Source organism: Pseudomonas sp. YJ42 (assembly GCF_047225135.1).
Taxonomy (GTDB): domain Bacteria; phylum Pseudomonadota; class Gammaproteobacteria; order Pseudomonadales; family Pseudomonadaceae; genus Stutzerimonas; species Stutzerimonas stutzeri_E.
This window is the reverse complement of sequence record NZ_CP178378.1, coordinates 3,652,188-3,667,352: the sequence shown is the minus strand read 5'-3', so window position 1 is coordinate 3,667,352 and position 15,165 is coordinate 3,652,188. Positions and strand designations below refer to the sequence as shown.

14 protein-coding genes are annotated in these 15,165 nt (G+C 64.3%); 11 read left to right on the top strand and 3 right to left on the bottom strand.

Going from position 1 to position 15,165, the window contains the following annotated elements:
- The first annotated feature begins 35 nt into the window (after window positions 1-35).
- Entirely contained in the window at window positions 36-716 is a 681-nt protein-coding gene (locus ACL0K2_RS16810; protein WP_045163762.1) for a YciC family protein, read from the top strand.
- Window positions 717-785: 69 nt separating this feature from the next.
- The gene (locus tag ACL0K2_RS16805; RefSeq protein WP_045163763.1) at window positions 786-1,193 is read left to right on the top strand and encodes a VOC family protein; all 408 of its coding nucleotides are present in this window, start codon (window positions 786-788) and stop codon (window positions 1,191-1,193) included.
- A 23-nt stretch (window positions 1,194-1,216) separates the two neighbouring features.
- On the opposite strand, the gene ACL0K2_RS16800 is transcribed toward ACL0K2_RS16805, so the two are convergent.
- Entirely contained in the window at window positions 1,217-2,059 is an 843-nt protein-coding gene (locus ACL0K2_RS16800) for an SDR family oxidoreductase (protein ID WP_413043078.1), read from the bottom strand.
- Window positions 2,060-2,262: 203 nt separating this feature from the next.
- Here ACL0K2_RS16800 and ACL0K2_RS16795 point away from each other — a divergent pair, with 203 nt between their 5' ends.
- Window positions 2,263-3,006: a substrate-binding periplasmic protein gene (locus ACL0K2_RS16795; protein ID WP_413043077.1), complete on the top strand. Its 744-nt coding sequence runs from the start codon at window positions 2,263-2,265 to the stop codon at window positions 3,004-3,006.
- A gap of 21 nt (window positions 3,007-3,027) precedes the next feature.
- Here ACL0K2_RS16795 and hrpB read toward each other — a convergent pair whose 3' ends face one another.
- Window positions 3,028-5,547, bottom strand: coding sequence for an ATP-dependent helicase HrpB (gene hrpB, locus ACL0K2_RS16790; RefSeq protein ID WP_413043076.1), 2,520 nt, complete (start codon window positions 5,545-5,547; stop codon window positions 3,028-3,030).
- Window positions 5,548-5,818: 271 nt separating this feature from the next.
- Between hrpB and ACL0K2_RS16785 the strand changes: the two genes are divergently transcribed.
- The 4 genes from ACL0K2_RS16785 (at window position 5,819) to ACL0K2_RS16770 (ending at window position 9,201) form a co-directional block, all read left to right on the top strand.
- The gene (locus ACL0K2_RS16785; protein ID WP_045163767.1) at window positions 5,819-6,235 is read left to right on the top strand and encodes a hypothetical protein; all 417 of its coding nucleotides are present in this window, start codon (window positions 5,819-5,821) and stop codon (window positions 6,233-6,235) included.
- Complete coding sequence (locus tag ACL0K2_RS16780) at window positions 6,235-7,146, top strand: cation diffusion facilitator family transporter (RefSeq protein WP_239611106.1); 912 nt, start codon at window positions 6,235-6,237, stop codon at window positions 7,144-7,146. The genes ACL0K2_RS16785 and ACL0K2_RS16780 overlap by 1 nt, the downstream gene beginning before the upstream one ends.
- A 1,199-nt stretch (window positions 7,147-8,345) precedes the next feature.
- Window positions 8,346-8,825 (top strand): Lrp/AsnC family transcriptional regulator, encoded by a 480-nt coding sequence (locus ACL0K2_RS16775; RefSeq protein WP_045163770.1) that lies wholly within the window; start codon window positions 8,346-8,348, stop codon window positions 8,823-8,825.
- A gap of 157 nt (window positions 8,826-8,982) precedes the next feature.
- Entirely contained in the window at window positions 8,983-9,201 is a 219-nt protein-coding gene (locus tag ACL0K2_RS16770) for a DUF2788 domain-containing protein (RefSeq protein ID WP_021210252.1), read from the top strand.
- A gap of 21 nt (window positions 9,202-9,222) precedes the next feature.
- Here ACL0K2_RS16770 and ACL0K2_RS16765 read toward each other — a convergent pair whose 3' ends face one another.
- Entirely contained in the window at window positions 9,223-9,846 is a 624-nt protein-coding gene (locus ACL0K2_RS16765) for a pseudouridine synthase (RefSeq protein ID WP_413043075.1), read from the bottom strand.
- Between the two features lie 321 nt (window positions 9,847-10,167).
- Between ACL0K2_RS16765 and urtA the strand changes: the two genes are divergently transcribed.
- The 4 genes from urtA (at window position 10,168) to urtD (ending at window position 15,092) form a co-directional block, all read left to right on the top strand.
- On the top strand, window positions 10,168-11,436 hold the full coding sequence (gene urtA, locus ACL0K2_RS16760) for an urea ABC transporter substrate-binding protein (RefSeq protein ID WP_045163772.1): 1,269 nt from the start codon (window positions 10,168-10,170) through the stop codon (window positions 11,434-11,436).
- Window positions 11,437-11,593: 157 nt separating this feature from the next.
- Complete coding sequence (gene urtB, locus ACL0K2_RS16755) at window positions 11,594-13,165, top strand: urea ABC transporter permease subunit UrtB (protein ID WP_413043074.1); 1,572 nt, start codon at window positions 11,594-11,596, stop codon at window positions 13,163-13,165.
- The gene (gene urtC / locus ACL0K2_RS16750) at window positions 13,162-14,241 is read left to right on the top strand and encodes an urea ABC transporter permease subunit UrtC (RefSeq protein WP_045163774.1); all 1,080 of its coding nucleotides are present in this window, start codon (window positions 13,162-13,164) and stop codon (window positions 14,239-14,241) included. Before urtB ends, urtC begins: the two co-directional genes overlap by 4 nt.
- Window positions 14,238-15,092 (top strand): urea ABC transporter ATP-binding protein UrtD, encoded by an 855-nt coding sequence (gene urtD / locus ACL0K2_RS16745; RefSeq protein WP_413043073.1) that lies wholly within the window; start codon window positions 14,238-14,240, stop codon window positions 15,090-15,092. Before urtC ends, urtD begins: the two co-directional genes overlap by 4 nt.
- Window positions 15,093-15,165 lie beyond the last annotated feature (73 nt).

Sequence of the window (15,165 nt, the reverse complement as noted above, 5' to 3'; positions counted from 1 at the left end):
TGCGCGCCTGTTTCTCCGAGAGTATCCCGACCGCGATGAATGTCCTGTCCATCCTCCGTGATGCCTGGTTCTTCTACTCCCGTAACCTGGCGTCCATCGCGCGGCTCTGCCTGCCGCTGATCGTGCTGGAAAGTTGCACCCGCCTGACCGTCGAACATCTGCTCGGCAAGAATGTCCTTCCAGCGCAGGAATTGCTGGTCGGCATGGTTTTCTACCCGCTTTATATCGGCGCGCTGATCCTGTTTCTCGATGCCCGCAGCCGGGGTCATCACCCGCCGCTACGCGAGGTGGTAGCGCGAGCGCTGCCGTTATGGCCGCCGATGGCGGTGCTGGCCGGGCTGGGCACCCTGCTGATCATGCTCGGCGCGTCGCTATTCGTCCTGCCCGGGATCTGGGTGATGGTCAAGATCGCCTTTGCCGAATACTTGCTGGTGCTGCGTGGCCTGAGCCCGCTCGCGGCACTGAAGGAGAGCTTCCGGCAGACCCGCGATCACTTTTTCCTGGTGCTCGGCTGCATCCTCGCCGTGCTGCTGCCGCTGTGGCTGCTGGAAGCCTGGCTCGCCGCACAGTTTTGGGCCAGCGAGACGTCACCCAGCCTGCTGGCCGTGCTGGTCGACAGCGCCGTCGGGCTGGTGCAACTGCTGGCGACCGTGGTGCTGTTCCGCTGTTTCATGCTCTGCAGCGAGCCGGCCATCGGCCTTGATGAAAGAAATTGACCATCAGGGCGGCGCATGGCGATCCGCCGGGCTAGGCTTGGTGGCTCCATCCATACCGAGCGCTTCGCCATGGCCGACCAAAACCCCAGCATCCTGTCCCACGTCTCCCTCGGCAGCAATCGATTCGAGCAAGCTGCAAACTTCTATGACCAGGTCCTCGCGACCCTGGGCTGCAAGCGCATCATGGCCCATCCAGGCGCGATCGCCTGGGGCCGCGAATATCCGGAGTTCTGGCTGCAAACGCCGATAAACGGCCAAGCGGCCACCGTTGGCAACGGCACGCATATCGGCTTCTTCGCCGCAAGCAAGGCGTCGGTCGATGCCTTTCATCGCGCCGCCCTGGACGCCGGTGCAACGGACGAAGGCGCACCGGGGCCACGGGAAGAGTATGGCGAGCCCTACTACGGCTGCTTCGTGCGCGACCTCGACGGCCACAAGGTCGAGGCCGCCTTCTGGGACACGGCGTTGATGCAGTGACTGCACGGCAACACCTTGGTCGCCTAGCCGGTGCCGGTTGACGCCCGGGCACCGGCCAGCCGCGGCAGCAGCAAGTGCTCGAACAACCGCGGGAAGCAGCGCGCCACCAGCCGCGCGCGCCAGTCCAGATTGGACAACACCAGCAGCCGGCGCCGTCTCAGCGCTCCTTGATAGATTGACTCGGCGACATCCTGCGGCGATGCCACGCGCCCCACGGTCAGTACCGGCTGCGGTGCGGTGGATCCGTCGCCGACCAGCACGTTCTTGCGCAGATCGGTCGCGGTGTAACCGGGGCACACCAGCATCACGTTGACGCCGGTCTCGCTCAACTCACTGCGCAGCGTTTCGAACAGCCCATGCAGTGCGTGCTTGCTGGCGTTGTAGGCGCCTCGATCGGGTACCGGCGCGTACTGCGAAAGCGAGCTGAGCACGATGATCTGACCATCGCGCGCGATCAGGCTCGGCAGCGCGGCCTGGGTGCAATGCAGCGCACCATAGAAATTGACCGCCATGATCCGCTCGAACACCGCCAGGCTGGTTTCGGCGACGCGGCTGCGGTGAGTAATACCCGCATTGTTGATCAGCACGTCGATGCCGCCGAAGCGTTCCACAACCAGCGTAACGGCCTGCTGCACCGCCTTCGCATCCGAAACATCACAGCGCAGGCCAAGGGCATCGGCGTTGTGGTGATCGACCAGATGCTGAACCAGACCATCGATCGCATTCTGATCGAGATCGAAGATCACCACCCGCGCACCGGCCTGTGCCATCCGTTCGGTCAGAGCGCGACCTATCCCCGCGCAGCCCCCGGTGATCAGCACCACCTTGCGATCGAATACCTTGCTGGCGAAAACCTTGCGATACATGAACCACTCCACCTGAGCCTGATCGAGCACCAGAACCTGTCGGCCATGGCGCCATTCATGTTTTGAGCATAGTCGGCCCGTCGCCGAACCGCGGCTGCGCGAATGAGCGACACCGGGCGACTCGCGCCGCCGTGCCATTCTGGACAGTGAAGCCACTGGCCGCCATGCTTGGACGGTGCAACCACAAGGGGCAGTGAATTACCTTGAAGCCTTTACTCTGGATCTCTTTTGCGGCAGCTCTGACAGGTCCTTGCTTCGCCGAGTCCGGGCCTGAATCGTCACGAACCCTGACCGTTGGCTACTACGACTTTCCGCCGGCCATCTACACCGATGCGCAGGGTCGGCCGCAGGGGCCAGTGGTGAGCCTGGCGCGCAAGGTGCTCGAGCACGCCGGCTATCAGCCTAGATTTCGCGGGCTGCCCAGCGCACGCCTGTATGCGGCCCTGAAGGACGGCACCATCGATATCTGGCCCGGCGCGCCAGGCAAACCGGAGCTGCTGGCCGATACGCTAGAAGGGCGTGAAACCCTCGCGCAGATCAGTCTCAATCTCTACTACAGGGCCGACACACCACCACCCCAGATCCCGGAAGGTCTCGCTGGGCGCGGTGTCATCGTGATCGGTGGCTATAACTACTGGCCCGCGGTGAATAAGATGCTGCACAACCCGCAGCTGAACATTCGCCTACACCGCGCCAGCAACCACGCCTCGGCGCTGGAGATGCTGCAGCACCGGCGCGCCGACTATCTGCTCGATTACGAAATTCCAGTGCATCAAGCGCTGCAACGCCTCGGCATGCCGGCGCTGCCCTACGAGACCATCCACGAGATGCCGATTCGCTTCATCGTTTCGCGCCATGTCGATGACAGCCGAAACATCGTCGATGCACTGGATCGCTCCTATGCCGAGCTGGCGGCAGCCGGTGAAGACATGAGGCTGCCTGAATAAGGCGCGGCGCGCGAAACCGCCTCAGGTGCCTCGTGGCTTGGCGCGTGCGGTGGGTTCGGCGATCGGCGGGTTATCCGGCCAGTAATGCTTGGGATAGCGGCCCTTGAGGTCTTTCTTCACCTCGGCGTAGGTGTTGGCCCAGAAGCTGGCCAGATCCTGGGTCACTTGCACCGGTCGCCGTGCCGGGGAAAGCAGGTGCAGCTTGACGACCTGGCGCCCTCCGGCGATGCGTGGCGTATCGGCCAGGCCGAACAGCTCCTGCAGGCGCACCGCTAGCACCGGTGGCGACTCGCTGTAGTCGAGCCGCACCCGCGAGCCCGACGGCACGACGATGGCCATCGGCGCCAGTTCGTCAAGGCGCTGCGGCAATGGCCAAGGCAACAGGGTCGAGAGCATGGCCTTGAGGTCCAGCTGGGCGAAATGCGCCAAACGGGAGACTTTGCCCAGGTACGGCAGCAACCAGTCCTCCAGCCGCTCGAGCAGCGCATCGTCGCTGACAGTCGGCCATTCACTGACGACGCCGGCATCCAGATCGATCCGCCTGAGCAACGCGATGCGCGCCTGCCACTGGCGCAGTTCCGGCGTCCAAGGCAGCAGCTCCAGACCCTTGCGCCGGACCAGCCCGAGCAGGGCACGGCCGCGCGCCTCGTCATCCAGCCCAGGCAATGGCTCACGACTCAGGATCAGCTCGCCAACGCGTCGCTGCCGCTCGGCCCGCAATACGCCTTCGCGCTCGTCCCATTCCAGCTCGTCACGCACGCTGACCTGCTCGGCCAGCACCTCGTCGAACAACGTTGGATCCAGCGCGGCGGCGCGGTAGATGCGCTCTTCGCGCTGGCCCTGACGGCTGCCCAGTTCGGCGATCACCAGCCAAGGCTCCTTCATCAAGGCGTCCGGCTCGCCGAATACCGCCGCCCGACCGTTGGCCAAGCGGTACTCGCCGCCGCCCTCACGACGCTGTCGGGCGATCCGGTCGGGATAGGCGAACGCCAGCAGCGCGCCGTGCCAACGATGATCCGACGCATTCGCCGGCGCGGGCACCACCGGGCCACGCAGCAGGCTGCGAAACTGCCTAGCCAGCTGGCGCACCCGCTGGGCACCAGCATGCCGCCCCGCGCTGCCGTCGAGCAGCCCGAGACGCGTAGCGATATCCACGCCACCGCCGCGCTGGATATCACGCTCGACCAGCAAGGCAGCGAGATCCGCCGCCAGCGACGCGAGGCCCAGCGACTGCCCGCGCAACAGTAGGTGAGCGATCCGCGGATGCGCAGGCAGCTCGGCCATGGCCTGGCCGTGAGCGGTCAATTGCCAACCGCCACGGGCATTACGACTGAGCGCGCCGAGGCGCTGGAGCAGATCCTGCGCTTGGGCGTACGCAGCAGCCGGCGGCATATCCAGCCAGGCCAGCTCATCCGACTCGACGCCCCAGCGCGCCAGTTGCAACGCGACGCCGGCCAGATCGGCCTGAAGAATCTCCGCGTCGCCATAAGCGGCCAGCTGTGCGTGCTGGTCTTCGGACCATAGGCGGTAGCAGGCACCAGGCTCCAGACGCCCCGCTCGACCGGCGCGCTGCGTCGCCGACGCACGCGAAATACGGCGAGTTTCCAGACGCGTCATACCGCTACCCGGATCGAACCGCGGCACCCGCGCCAATCCGGCATCGACCACCACCCGTACGCCTTCGATGGTCAGGCTGGTCTCAGCGATGTTGGTCGCCAATACAACCTTGCGCTTGCCGGCAGGTGCCGGCTCGATGGCGGCCCGCTGGGCGGCCAGCTCGAGTTCACCATGCAAGGGGCAGAGCATCACCTCGCTTCGATCCGCCAACTGCTCGGCCAAGGTATCGTTCACTCGGCGGATTTCGGCCTGCCCGGGAAGGAACACCAGCACACTGCCGGACTCCTCATCCAGCGCTTGCAAAACCGTCTGCACCACTCGCGGCTCGATACGCTCGCCAGCCTGGAACGCCCGTCCCCAGCGTTGCACAACCGGGTACATGCGTCCTTCGCTGCGCACCACCGGCGCCTCATTCAGCAGGCTGGACAGCCGCGTACCTTCGAGGGTGGCGGACATCAACAACAACTTGAGCGGTTCATCGCGCAACAGCACACGTGCATTAAGCGTCAGTGCCAACGCCAGATCGGCGTCCAGACTGCGCTCGTGAAATTCATCGAAGATCACCAGTCCGACGCCCTCGAGCGCCGGGTCGTCCTGCAAGCGACGCGCAAGAATGCCTTCGGTGACCACTTCGATACGGGTATTCGGCCCGACCTTGCTTTCGAGCCGGATGCGATAGCCGACGGTTTCGCCGACCTTCTCGCCCAGCTCGCTGGCCAGCCGCTCGGCCGCTGCACGGGCAGCCAGACGCCGTGGTTCGAGCATCAGAATCGATAGCCCCTCCAGCCAGGGCTCGCCCAGCAGCGCCAGCGGCACGCGAGTGGTCTTGCCGGCACCGGGGGGTGCCTCGAGCACCGCCTCGTCACGGGTTAGCAGGGCCTGGCGCAGCGCCGGCAGGGCTTCATCGATGGGTAGGAGCAGCATGGGGACTCCGGATTTGAGCGCGGCATTATAGGGGACGATAAAAGCGCTGGCGGCTGAACGACGGCATCGTAGAACGACGACGCCGATGATCCACTCCCCACCCGGCAGGTTTCGTCAGCCCATAACGGGTGTAAACCTTGCGCGTTTACACTGCGCTGGCTCTGCGTGGGCCCCTGAACACCTAGGCGCAGAAGGCGGTCTGATGTCGAGAAAACATCACGCAGCCCTTGCGCGGCCCTTGTATAGTTGCGCCACTTTTTTCGGAGGTCTTATGCGTACTCGTTCCCGTGTCATCGGCGGCGTGCTGGCCGTCTCCCTATTCACCCAACTGGCGGCCTGCGGCACGCTGTTCTACCCGGATCGCCGCGGTCAGATAGACGGCCGTATCGACCCGGCCGTCGCGGTCCTCAATGCGGTGGGCCTGTTGTTTTACGTAATTCCCGGCCTGATCGCATTCGGCATCGATTTCGCCACTGGCGCCATCTACCTGCCCGACAACAGCTACTCCATGGCCCCGGAAAAACTCCAAGAAGCCATCGGTGCCGACGGCGTGATTGACCAGGCTAAGCTCAAAGCCATCATCGAAGCGGAAACCGGCCGCAGCCTGCCGCTGGACGATCCGCGCCTGATCCAGCACAACGGCAGCGTCGAGCAGTTGGCGGCGTTTGGATTGCGGCCCGCCGCCTGATGCAGCACACCCGCGAGCGCAAGGGCGTCAGCGCCGAACACGCGAGGCTGATGCGCCGCGCCACGCGGCTGGCGTTGGCCGTGGCGCTGACGCTGGCGGCCAGCAAGGCGCTGGCGTGGTGGCTGAGCGGTTCGGTCAGCCTACTGGCGGGCCTCACCGACTCCTTGTTGGACGGCGCCGCCTCGCTGCTCAACCTGCTGGCCGTGCAATACTCGCTGCGCCCGGCCGACGAGGATCATCGCTACGGCCACGGCAAGGCCGAGGCCCTTGCTGGGCTCGGCCAGGGCGCGTTCATCTCGGTCAGTGCGATCCTCGTCTGCGTGCAAGGCGTCGACCGCATGTTGCACCCCGAACCATTGGGCGCGCCGGCGCTGGGCATCGCGGTGATGCTGTTGTCGCTGGCGCTGACCGTGGCGCTATTGATGTATCAGCGCCACGTGGTGCGTGAAACCGGATCCACGGCGATCCGCGCCGACGCCCTGCACTACCGTTCGGACTTGCTGCTCAATACCAGTATCCTCGTCGCGCTGGTGCTGGCCGGCTACGGCTGGGAGCGCCTGGACGCCGTCTTCGGCATCGCCATAGCTCTCTACATCTTCTGGAGCGCGCTGAGCATCGTGCGCGAGGCCGGCGCGGTGTTGATGGATACCGAGCTGCCGCCGGAGATCAGCGAGGATATGCACCAGTTGGCCTGCGCAGTGCCCGGTGTGGTCGGTTGCCACGACCTGCGCACCCGTGTCTCTGGTACTCGCTGGTTCGTGCAGATGCATCTGGAGTTGCCGGGGCAGCTGCCGTTGATCGAGGCGCATGGGCTGTGCGATCGGGTCGAGGCGGCGATTCACGCCAAGTACCCGCGGGCCGAAGTGTTGGTGCATGCTGATCCGCTTGAGGTGGTTAGGGCGAAGGGGTAGCGCAGCGTGAGCGTGCGGGTGCGGCGTCTGGCAAAGGCGCTATACCGGTTACCGCGGACACCGCTAGCGATGGTTTCGCCCTGCTGGGCGAGTCACTTTTTCCAAACGCCGAAAAAGTAACCAAAAACGCTTGCCCCCTGCATCCGGGTCTCGCTGCGCGAAACTTCCCTCATTCCATCCGCGCTCCGGGGGCCGGCGTACAAGGGCCATCCCTGGCCCTTTACGCCTCTCGCGGCATCCATGCCGCTCGCTCCCCTCCGCGCGGATTCCATTCGGCCTCCTGAAAGGGGCGATTCGGCGTCGTCTGACAGGTCGTGCAATGGAAAGCAGGAAGCTGTGTCGAGCCAGGACCACTTAACCCATGGCCGTGAAAAGCCCGTAGGGTGGAAAACTGCGAAGCAGTTTCCACCGCAATCGACGCTGCAATCGGTATCGAACTATGCCGGCAAAAATCGGTGGGTAAGCTTCGCGTTATCCACCCTACGATCGCCCGAAACTCGCACAACCGCTTCGCTGCACGGCCCATCAGACGCCACCGAATCGCCCCTTTCAGGGGGCCGAGCGCAGGTGGCGTGGAAGGGGTTGAGCGGCATGGATGCCGCGAGAGCCGCGATGGGCCAGGGATGGCCCTTCGCGGCGGGCCCCTGGAACGTCACCGGAGCGAGGGAACCCCGGCGCAGCCGGGGCCGGATGCAGGGGCAAGCGTTTTTGGTTACTTTTTCCGCGTCTGGAAAAAGTGACTCGCCCAGCAGGGCGAAACCAATGCCTCAGCCAACCCGGCCAACGGGCGTAGCCACGTGAACCCAAAGCCCAACAACTTCGCGGCCAAGGCCGCTCCCACAACAGCGCATACACAGCGGCTAGGAATCGCCTCAGCTCTTGGCCCCCAAACAAAACGCCAAAACGAAAAAGACCACGCCTGGGCGTGGTCTTTTCGATTCGTTGGGCCGATGGTAACGGCTTCTTCTCTCGGCGCCTCGTGAGCGTCGGGGGCCCGGACCGTCGGCCTGGGTAAGGCGTTCGGGGGTCACGGCGGGGATCGCGTGCCGTGGCCTTTCTGCCGGGGGCTGAAGTTAGATAAAGCTTACGCCCCGCGCGGCGATAGATGTTTGCGAATATTGCTCATATAAGCCACTCTTGCGCAATTCATACGCAACCAAACAAATTTTAGCGCAACAAGACCACGAGAGCTTTTCGAAATGAGCAAACTCGACCGCTACGACCTGCGGATTCTTGGCGAACTGCAGCACGATGCGCGTATATCCAACCAGGATCTGGCCGAGCGCATCGGCCTGTCGCCCTCACCCTGCTCGCGGCGGGTGAAGCAACTCGAGGACGACGGCTACATCGCCCGCCAGGTCGCATTGCTGGATCGCAAGAAACTCGGCCTGACCCTGACCGCCTATGTGCTCATCGGCATGGATCGTCACACGCCGGAGCGCTTCGAGCACTTCGAAGGAGTCATCGGCAAGTGCCCGGAAGTGTTGGAGTGCAGCCTGGTGACAGGGATGGACGCCGACTACCAGCTCAAGGTCGTGGTGCCGGATATGGAGCACTATCAGGCCTTCCTGCTCGGCACCCTGACCCGCATCGAGGGTGTGTCGAGCGTGCGGTCGAGCTTCGTCCTGAGGCAAGTGTCGTCAAGCACGGAGCTGCCGCTGGAGCACCTGCGCAGCTGAGACCGGATGCCGCTGACAGGCCGCGTGGCGGCCTGGTTGGCGTATACTCGGCGCCGCCTTGCTATGCCCCGCGCGTCATAAAAACGAGCCCTGCTCAGCCAACAATAGCCCGCCCGTTGTCATAGCCGTTGTCGTTACTAGCCACGCGGAGCGCTCGATGGAACCCGAAGTATTCGAAAAGTGGATGATGATCGTCCTGGTCGGCGGCCTGATGGCCTTCATGGCGTTCATCATCTGGGACCTGGCCAAGAAGTCCAAAGCTGGACGCCTCGGCACGGCGATTCTGTTCCTGGGCCTTGGCCTTTGCTTGTTCGCTTTTCTCGCCAAGCCGATCATCGGCTACATCATCGAGGTTTCGCAGGGCATCCCGCACTGATGCGGTGAGGCGGCCGGCGCCTCACAAGCGCGCCGGCACTTCCCGCCATTCCCCTGGTTGCAGGCCGTCCAGCGACCAGGGTCCGATCCTGACCCGCACCAGCCGCAGCGTTGGCAGCCCGACCGCCGCCGTCATCCTTCGTACCTGACGGTTACGCCCCTCCCTGATTACCAGCTCCAGCCAAGAGGTCGGCACGCTCTTGCGAAAGCGCACCGGCGGATTTCGTGGCCATAACACGGGCTCTTCCAATGCCCGAGCCTCCGCGGGCAGCGTCATGCCGTCGTTGAGTTCGACACCGTCGCGCAGACGGCGCAACTGCTCGGCGCTCACCTCGCCCTCCACCTGCACCCAGTAAGTCTTTGCCAGCTTGTGTTTGGGATCGGCGATGCGCGCCTGCAGCTGGCCATCGTTGGTCAGCAGCAGCAACCCCTCACTGTCGCGGTCCAGACGCCCGGCCGGGTACACGCCCGGCACCGGCACGAAGTCCTTGAGGGTGGTACGGCCATCGGCATCGTTGAACTGCGTGAGCACGTCGAATGGCTTGTTCAACAGCAGCAGACACGACTCGGCAGGCGGCGGCTTGGCGACTCGACGGGGCTGGCTACGCGCTGCAGCGGTGCGCGGTGGGCGGGGACGACGCGACATGAAGGCTTCCTGTGCAGGCCGGTCATGCTAGGGCGACGGGGCGATCCCCGCAAGCAGCCGCGCTCGGCTTCGCCGGCTCAGCCACCGGCAACTTCGGAGCCATTTCGCACCACATGCGTGCAACACGCTGCCCCACATCGCGTCGGTCGCCCCATTTTCGTACCCACAGAGCCCAGTCCGCATTTACGTATTACAGAGCGAACGACAGCGAGGCCTCGTGCCAGAGCGCTTCGAAGAAATTGGCATGGATGCTGCGATAGCGCTCCCTGTCCCAGAGAACCAACCCACAGTTGCGCATGGACAGCCAAGGAGCCACATACAATGAAACGCCGTCCCCTACTGAAGTCCACCCTCGCCGCCAGTGCCCTGATGCTCAGCGGCCTGTTCCCGTTCACCGTGCAGGCAGCCGAGACCATCAAGGTCGGCATTCTGCATTCGCTGTCCGGCACCATGGCTATTTCGGAAACATCTCTGAAAGACATGGCACTGATGACCATCGACGAGATCAACGCCAAGGGCGGCGTGCTCGGCAAGCAGCTCGAGCCAGTGGTGGTCGACCCGGCCTCCAACTGGCCGCTGTTCGCCGAGAAAGGCCGTCAGCTGCTGACTCAGGACAAGGTCGCGGTGACCTTCGGTTGCTGGACCTCGGTTTCGCGCAAATCCGTACTGCCGGTCTATGAAGAGCTCGACGGCCTGCTGTTCTACCCCGTCCAGTACGAAGGCGAAGAGCTGTCACCCAACGTCTTCTATACCGGCGCGGCGCCGAACCAGCAGGCCATCCCGGCCGTCGAGTACCTGATGAGCGAAGACGGCGGCAGCGCCGAGCGCTTCTTCCTGCTCGGTACCGATTACGTCTACCCACGCACCACCAACAAGATCCTGCGTGCCTTCCTGATCAGCAAAGGCGTGCCGGAATCGAACATCGAAGAGGTGTATACCCCGTTCGGCCACAGCGATTACCAGACCATCGTCGCCAACATCAAGAAGTTCTCCGCCGGCGGCAAGACGGCGGTGGTCTCGACCATCAACGGCGACTCCAACGTGCCGTTCTACAAGGAGCTGGCCAACCAGGGCCTGGACGCCACTGACGTTCCGGTCGTCGCCTTCTCGGTCGGCGAAGAAGAGCTGCGCGGCATCGACACCAAACCGCTGGTCGGTCACCTGGCGGCCTGGAACTACTTCCAGTCGGTAGAAAACCCGGTCAACGAAGCGTTTGTCAGCAAGTGGAAGGCCTACGCCAAGGAAAAGGGCCTGCCGGGCGCTGACAAGGCCGTAACCAACGACCCGATGGAAGCCACCTACGTTGGCATTCACATGTGGGCGCAGGCGGTCGAGAAAGCCGGCACCACCGAGGTTGGCAAGGTACGCGATGCCCTTGCTGGCCAGACCTTCGAAGCGCCGAGCGGCTACACCCTGACCATGGACGAAAAGAACCACCACCTGCACAAGCCGGTGATGATCGGTGAAGTCCAGGATGACGGTCAGTTCTCGGTGGTCTGGGAAACCGAAAGCCCGGTCCGCGCCCAGCCGTGGAGCCCCTACATCCCAGGCAACGACAAGAAGCCGGACTATGCGGTGAAGTCGAACTGAGGATGGACGTTTTGGTGGATGGATGAAGCGCCGACTCCGCGTCCCGATCCACCCTACGTTCGCTCGCTTTCGTAGGGTGGATGGGCCTTTTTTCATCCACCTGTCGACCACCGCCAGCTCCACCAAGAGAGCACCGGGGTCCCTGGGGAATGCCTAAATGAACACTGCCCTGTACCGAATTTTTCTGCTGCTCCTGCTGGCCCTGCCCTGGGCAGCCCACGCCGGTGACGCGGCCGACTACGCCAAGGCGAGCCCGGCCAAACAGGCCAAGCTGCTTGAAGCCTGGGCCATCGCGCCCGCTCCGGAGCGGCTGCCGCTGATCGAAGCCCTACGCGCCAGCCGCGTGGTGATCGATAGGAACAAGACGCCCTTTATCGAGGAGAACGGTGATTTCCGCGCCCTCGAAGGCGACGCCCAACCCGTCGGGACGCCTAAGAAGCTACGTTTGAACAACCGCTTGCGCGGCCTGCTCAACACGGCACTGGCCAGCCATCAGCTGTTCGCTGACGATCCGGCGCAGCGCCTCACGGCGGCCAAGCGTCTGCAGCGCAGCGGCAAACCCGAGCAGCTGCCCTTGCTCGAACAGCGCCTGCAAGCCGAAGACGACCCGGCCGTGCGCGAAGCGCTCACGCTCACCCTGGCCAACCTGCAGCTGACCGCGGGCGACCCGGCCGTGCGCCTGGCCGCCGTGCGTCTGCTCGGTGAGACCGGTGCGCCACTGGCCCGGGTGCGGCTGGAAAACCTGCTCGTCGATGAGGCGGAAACCGACGCCAGCGTGCGCAAGGCGGCGGAGACCAGCCTGGCGCAGGTCAAGCGCAAGCTGCTGATCGGCGAACTGCTCGGCCAGGCATTCAGCGGCTTGTCATTGGGTTCGATTCTTCTGCTCGCCGCGCTGGGTCTGGCCATTACTTTCGGCCTATTGGGCGTGATCAACATGGCCCATGGCGAGATGCTGATGCTCGGCGCCTACACCACCTACATGGTGCAAGTGTTGATGGCTCGGCTCATGCCGGAAGCCCTGGCCTTCTACCCGCTGGTGGCGTTGCCCGTGGCCTTCTTCGTCACCGCGGCCATCGGCATGGCACTGGAACGCACGGTGATTCGCCACCTCTATGGCCGACCACTGGAAACCCTGCTGGCGACGTGGGGTATCAGCCTGATTCTTATCCAGCTGGTGCGCGTATTGTTCGGCGCGCAGAACGTCGAGGTCGCCAACCCTGGCTGGCTGTCAGGCGGTCTGCAGGTGCTGCCGAACCTGGTGCTGCCCTACAACCGCATGGTGATCATCGGCTTCGCACTGTTTGTGGTGCTGCTGACCTGGCTGCTGCTGAACAAGACTCGACTGGGCCTGAACGTGCGCGCCGTGACCCAGAATCGCAACATGGCCGCCTGCTGCGGCGTGCCCATCGGCCGCATCGACATGATGGCCTTTGGTCTCGGTTCCGGCATCGCCGGGCTCGGCGGCGTGGCCCTGAGCCAGATCGGCAACGTCGGCCCGGACCTCGGCCAGGGCTACATCATCGACTCCTTTCTCGTCGTCGTTCTCGGCGGCGTCGGCCAGTTGGCCGGCAGCATCTTCGCCGCCTTTGGTCTCGGCATCGCCAACAAGATCCTCGAGCCACAGATCGGCGCCGTGCTGGGCAAGATCCTGATCCTCGCGTTGATCATCCTGTTCATCCAGAAGCGCCCGCAGGGGCTGTTCGCCCTCAAGGGGAGGGTCATCGATTGAACCAGCCACTCGCCATCACCGCCGCGCAAAAAGCCGGCCCGACGCTGACCGCCGCCGCGCTGGGCGTGGTGCTCGTCATCCTGCTGGCCATGCCGTTGCTGCACCTGCTGCCTGCGGACAACGCCTTTCACGTCTCGGCCTACACCCTGACGCTGGTCGGCAAGATCCTCTGCTATGCCATCGTCGCCCTGGCGTTGGATCTGGTCTGGGGCTATGCAGGCCTGCTGTCGCTCGGCCACGGACTGTTCTTCGCGCTCGGCGGCTACGCCATGGGCATGTACCTGATGCGTGAAAGCGCAGGCGACGGGCTGCCCGCCTTCATGAGCTTTCTCGCCTGGACCGAGCTGCCCTGGTACTGGTACGGCACGTCGAGCTTTCTCTGGGCGATGTGCCTGGTGGTGCTGGCGCCGGGGCTGCTGGCGTTCGTCTTCGGCTTCTTCGCCTTTCGTTCGAGGATCAAGGGTGTGTACTTCTCGATCATGACCCAGGCGCTGACCTTCGCCGGCATGCTCTTATTCTTCCGCAACGAAACCGGTTTCGGCGGCAACAACGGCTTCACCGACTTCAAGACCATTCTCGGCTTCTCGATCTCGGCCCCGGCCACCCGCGCCACGCTGTTCCTGGCCACCGTTGCCCTGCTCGCGGGCAGCCTATTCCTCGGCTGGCGGCTGGCGCGCAGCAAGTTCGGCCGTGTGCTGACCGCGCTGCGCGATGCAGAAAACCGCCTGATGTTCTGCGGCTACGATCCGCGCGGCTACAAGCTGTTCATTTGGACGCTGTCCGCCGTGCTCTGCGGCCTGGCCGGTGCGCTCTACGTGCCCCAGGTCGGCATCATCAATCCCAGCGAAATGGCGCCGACGCAATCGATCGAAGCCGCCGTCTGGGTCGCCCTGGGCGGGCGCGGCACCTTGATCGGGCCGTTGCTGGGCGCCGGCATCGTCAACGGCATGAAGAGCTGGTTCACCGTGGCCTTCCCCGAGTATTGGCTGTTCGCCCTGGGCGCGCTGTTCATCGTCGTCACCCTGTACCTGCCGAAAGGCGTGATCGGATTACTGCGCCGGAGGGGCGAACCATGAAAACCGCACCCGTACCCGAACTGATCGAACCGGTTGACACCGCTGCCGATGGCGGTAGCGGCCGCGATGCCATTGGCCTCGGCCGTGTGAAGAGCGCCGGCCTCGATGCCCGTCACGGGACCATCCTCAGCCTGGAAGACATCAACGTCAGCTTCGACGGCTTCAAGGCGCTGACCAATCTCAGCCTCTACATCGGCGTCGGCGAGCTGCGCTGCATCATCGGCCCCAACGGCGCCGGCAAGACCACCATGATGGATGTCATCACCGGCAAGACCCGCCCGGACAGCGGCACGGCGTACTTCGGCGACACCCTCGACCTGACGCGCATGAGCGAGGTGGAAATCGCCCAATCCGGCATTGGCCGCAAGTTCCAGAAACCCACGGTGTTCGAGGCGCTCAACGTGTTCGAGAACCTCGAGCTGGCGCAGAAGACCGATAAGTCGGTGTGGGCCAGCTTGAAGGCCAAGCTCAAGGGCGAACAGAAGGACCGGATCGACGAGGTGCTGGCGACCATCCGCCTGGAGACCTCGCGCCACCGCCCGGCCGGGCTGCTGTCCCATGGCCAGAAGCAGTTTCTCGAAATCGGCATGCTGCTGATGCAGGACCCGCAACTGCTGCTGCTCGACGAGCCGGTCGCCGGCATGACCGATGCCGAAACCGAGTTCACCGCCGAGCTGTTCAAGAGCCTGGCGCGCAAGCACTCGCTGATGGTGGTCGAGCACGACATGGGTTTCGTCGACACCATCGCTGACCACGTCACCGTGCTGCATCAAGGCCAGGTGCTGGCCGAAGGCTCGCTCGAAACCGTGCAGAACGATGAGCGGGTGATCGAGGTGTATCTGGGGCGGTGATTGATTCGGAGGTTGGATGGCGCCCTTCGCATCACCCAGGACATCCATGGTGGATGGGTGAAGCGTCATCCAC

Bases quoted from the DNA above. Each gene is read 5' to 3' on its own strand.
- ACL0K2_RS16810 (WP_045163762.1), top strand. From the start codon at position 36: ATGAATGTCCTGTCCATCCTCCGTGATGCCTGGTTCTTCTACTCCCGT.
- ACL0K2_RS16805 (WP_045163763.1), top strand. From the start codon at position 786: ATGGCCGACCAAAACCCCAGCATCCTGTCCCACGTCTCCCTCGGCAGC.
- ACL0K2_RS16800 (WP_413043078.1), bottom strand. From the start codon at position 2,059: ATGTATCGCAAGGTTTTCGCCAGCAAGGTATTCGATCGCAAGGTGGTG.
- hrpB (WP_413043076.1), bottom strand. From the start codon at position 5,547: ATGCTGCTCCTACCCATCGATGAAGCCCTGCCGGCGCTGCGCCAGGCC.
- ACL0K2_RS16785 (WP_045163767.1), top strand. From the start codon at position 5,819: ATGCGTACTCGTTCCCGTGTCATCGGCGGCGTGCTGGCCGTCTCCCTA.
- ACL0K2_RS16780 (WP_239611106.1), top strand. From the start codon at position 6,235: ATGCAGCACACCCGCGAGCGCAAGGGCGTCAGCGCCGAACACGCGAGG.
- ACL0K2_RS16775 (WP_045163770.1), top strand. From the start codon at position 8,346: ATGAGCAAACTCGACCGCTACGACCTGCGGATTCTTGGCGAACTGCAG.
- ACL0K2_RS16770 (WP_021210252.1), top strand. From the start codon at position 8,983: ATGGAACCCGAAGTATTCGAAAAGTGGATGATGATCGTCCTGGTCGGC.
- ACL0K2_RS16765 (WP_413043075.1), bottom strand. From the start codon at position 9,846: ATGTCGCGTCGTCCCCGCCCACCGCGCACCGCTGCAGCGCGTAGCCAG.
- urtA (WP_045163772.1), top strand. From the start codon at position 10,168: ATGAAACGCCGTCCCCTACTGAAGTCCACCCTCGCCGCCAGTGCCCTG.
- urtB (WP_413043074.1), top strand. From the start codon at position 11,594: ATGAACACTGCCCTGTACCGAATTTTTCTGCTGCTCCTGCTGGCCCTG.
- urtD (WP_413043073.1), top strand. From the start codon at position 14,238: ATGAAAACCGCACCCGTACCCGAACTGATCGAACCGGTTGACACCGCT.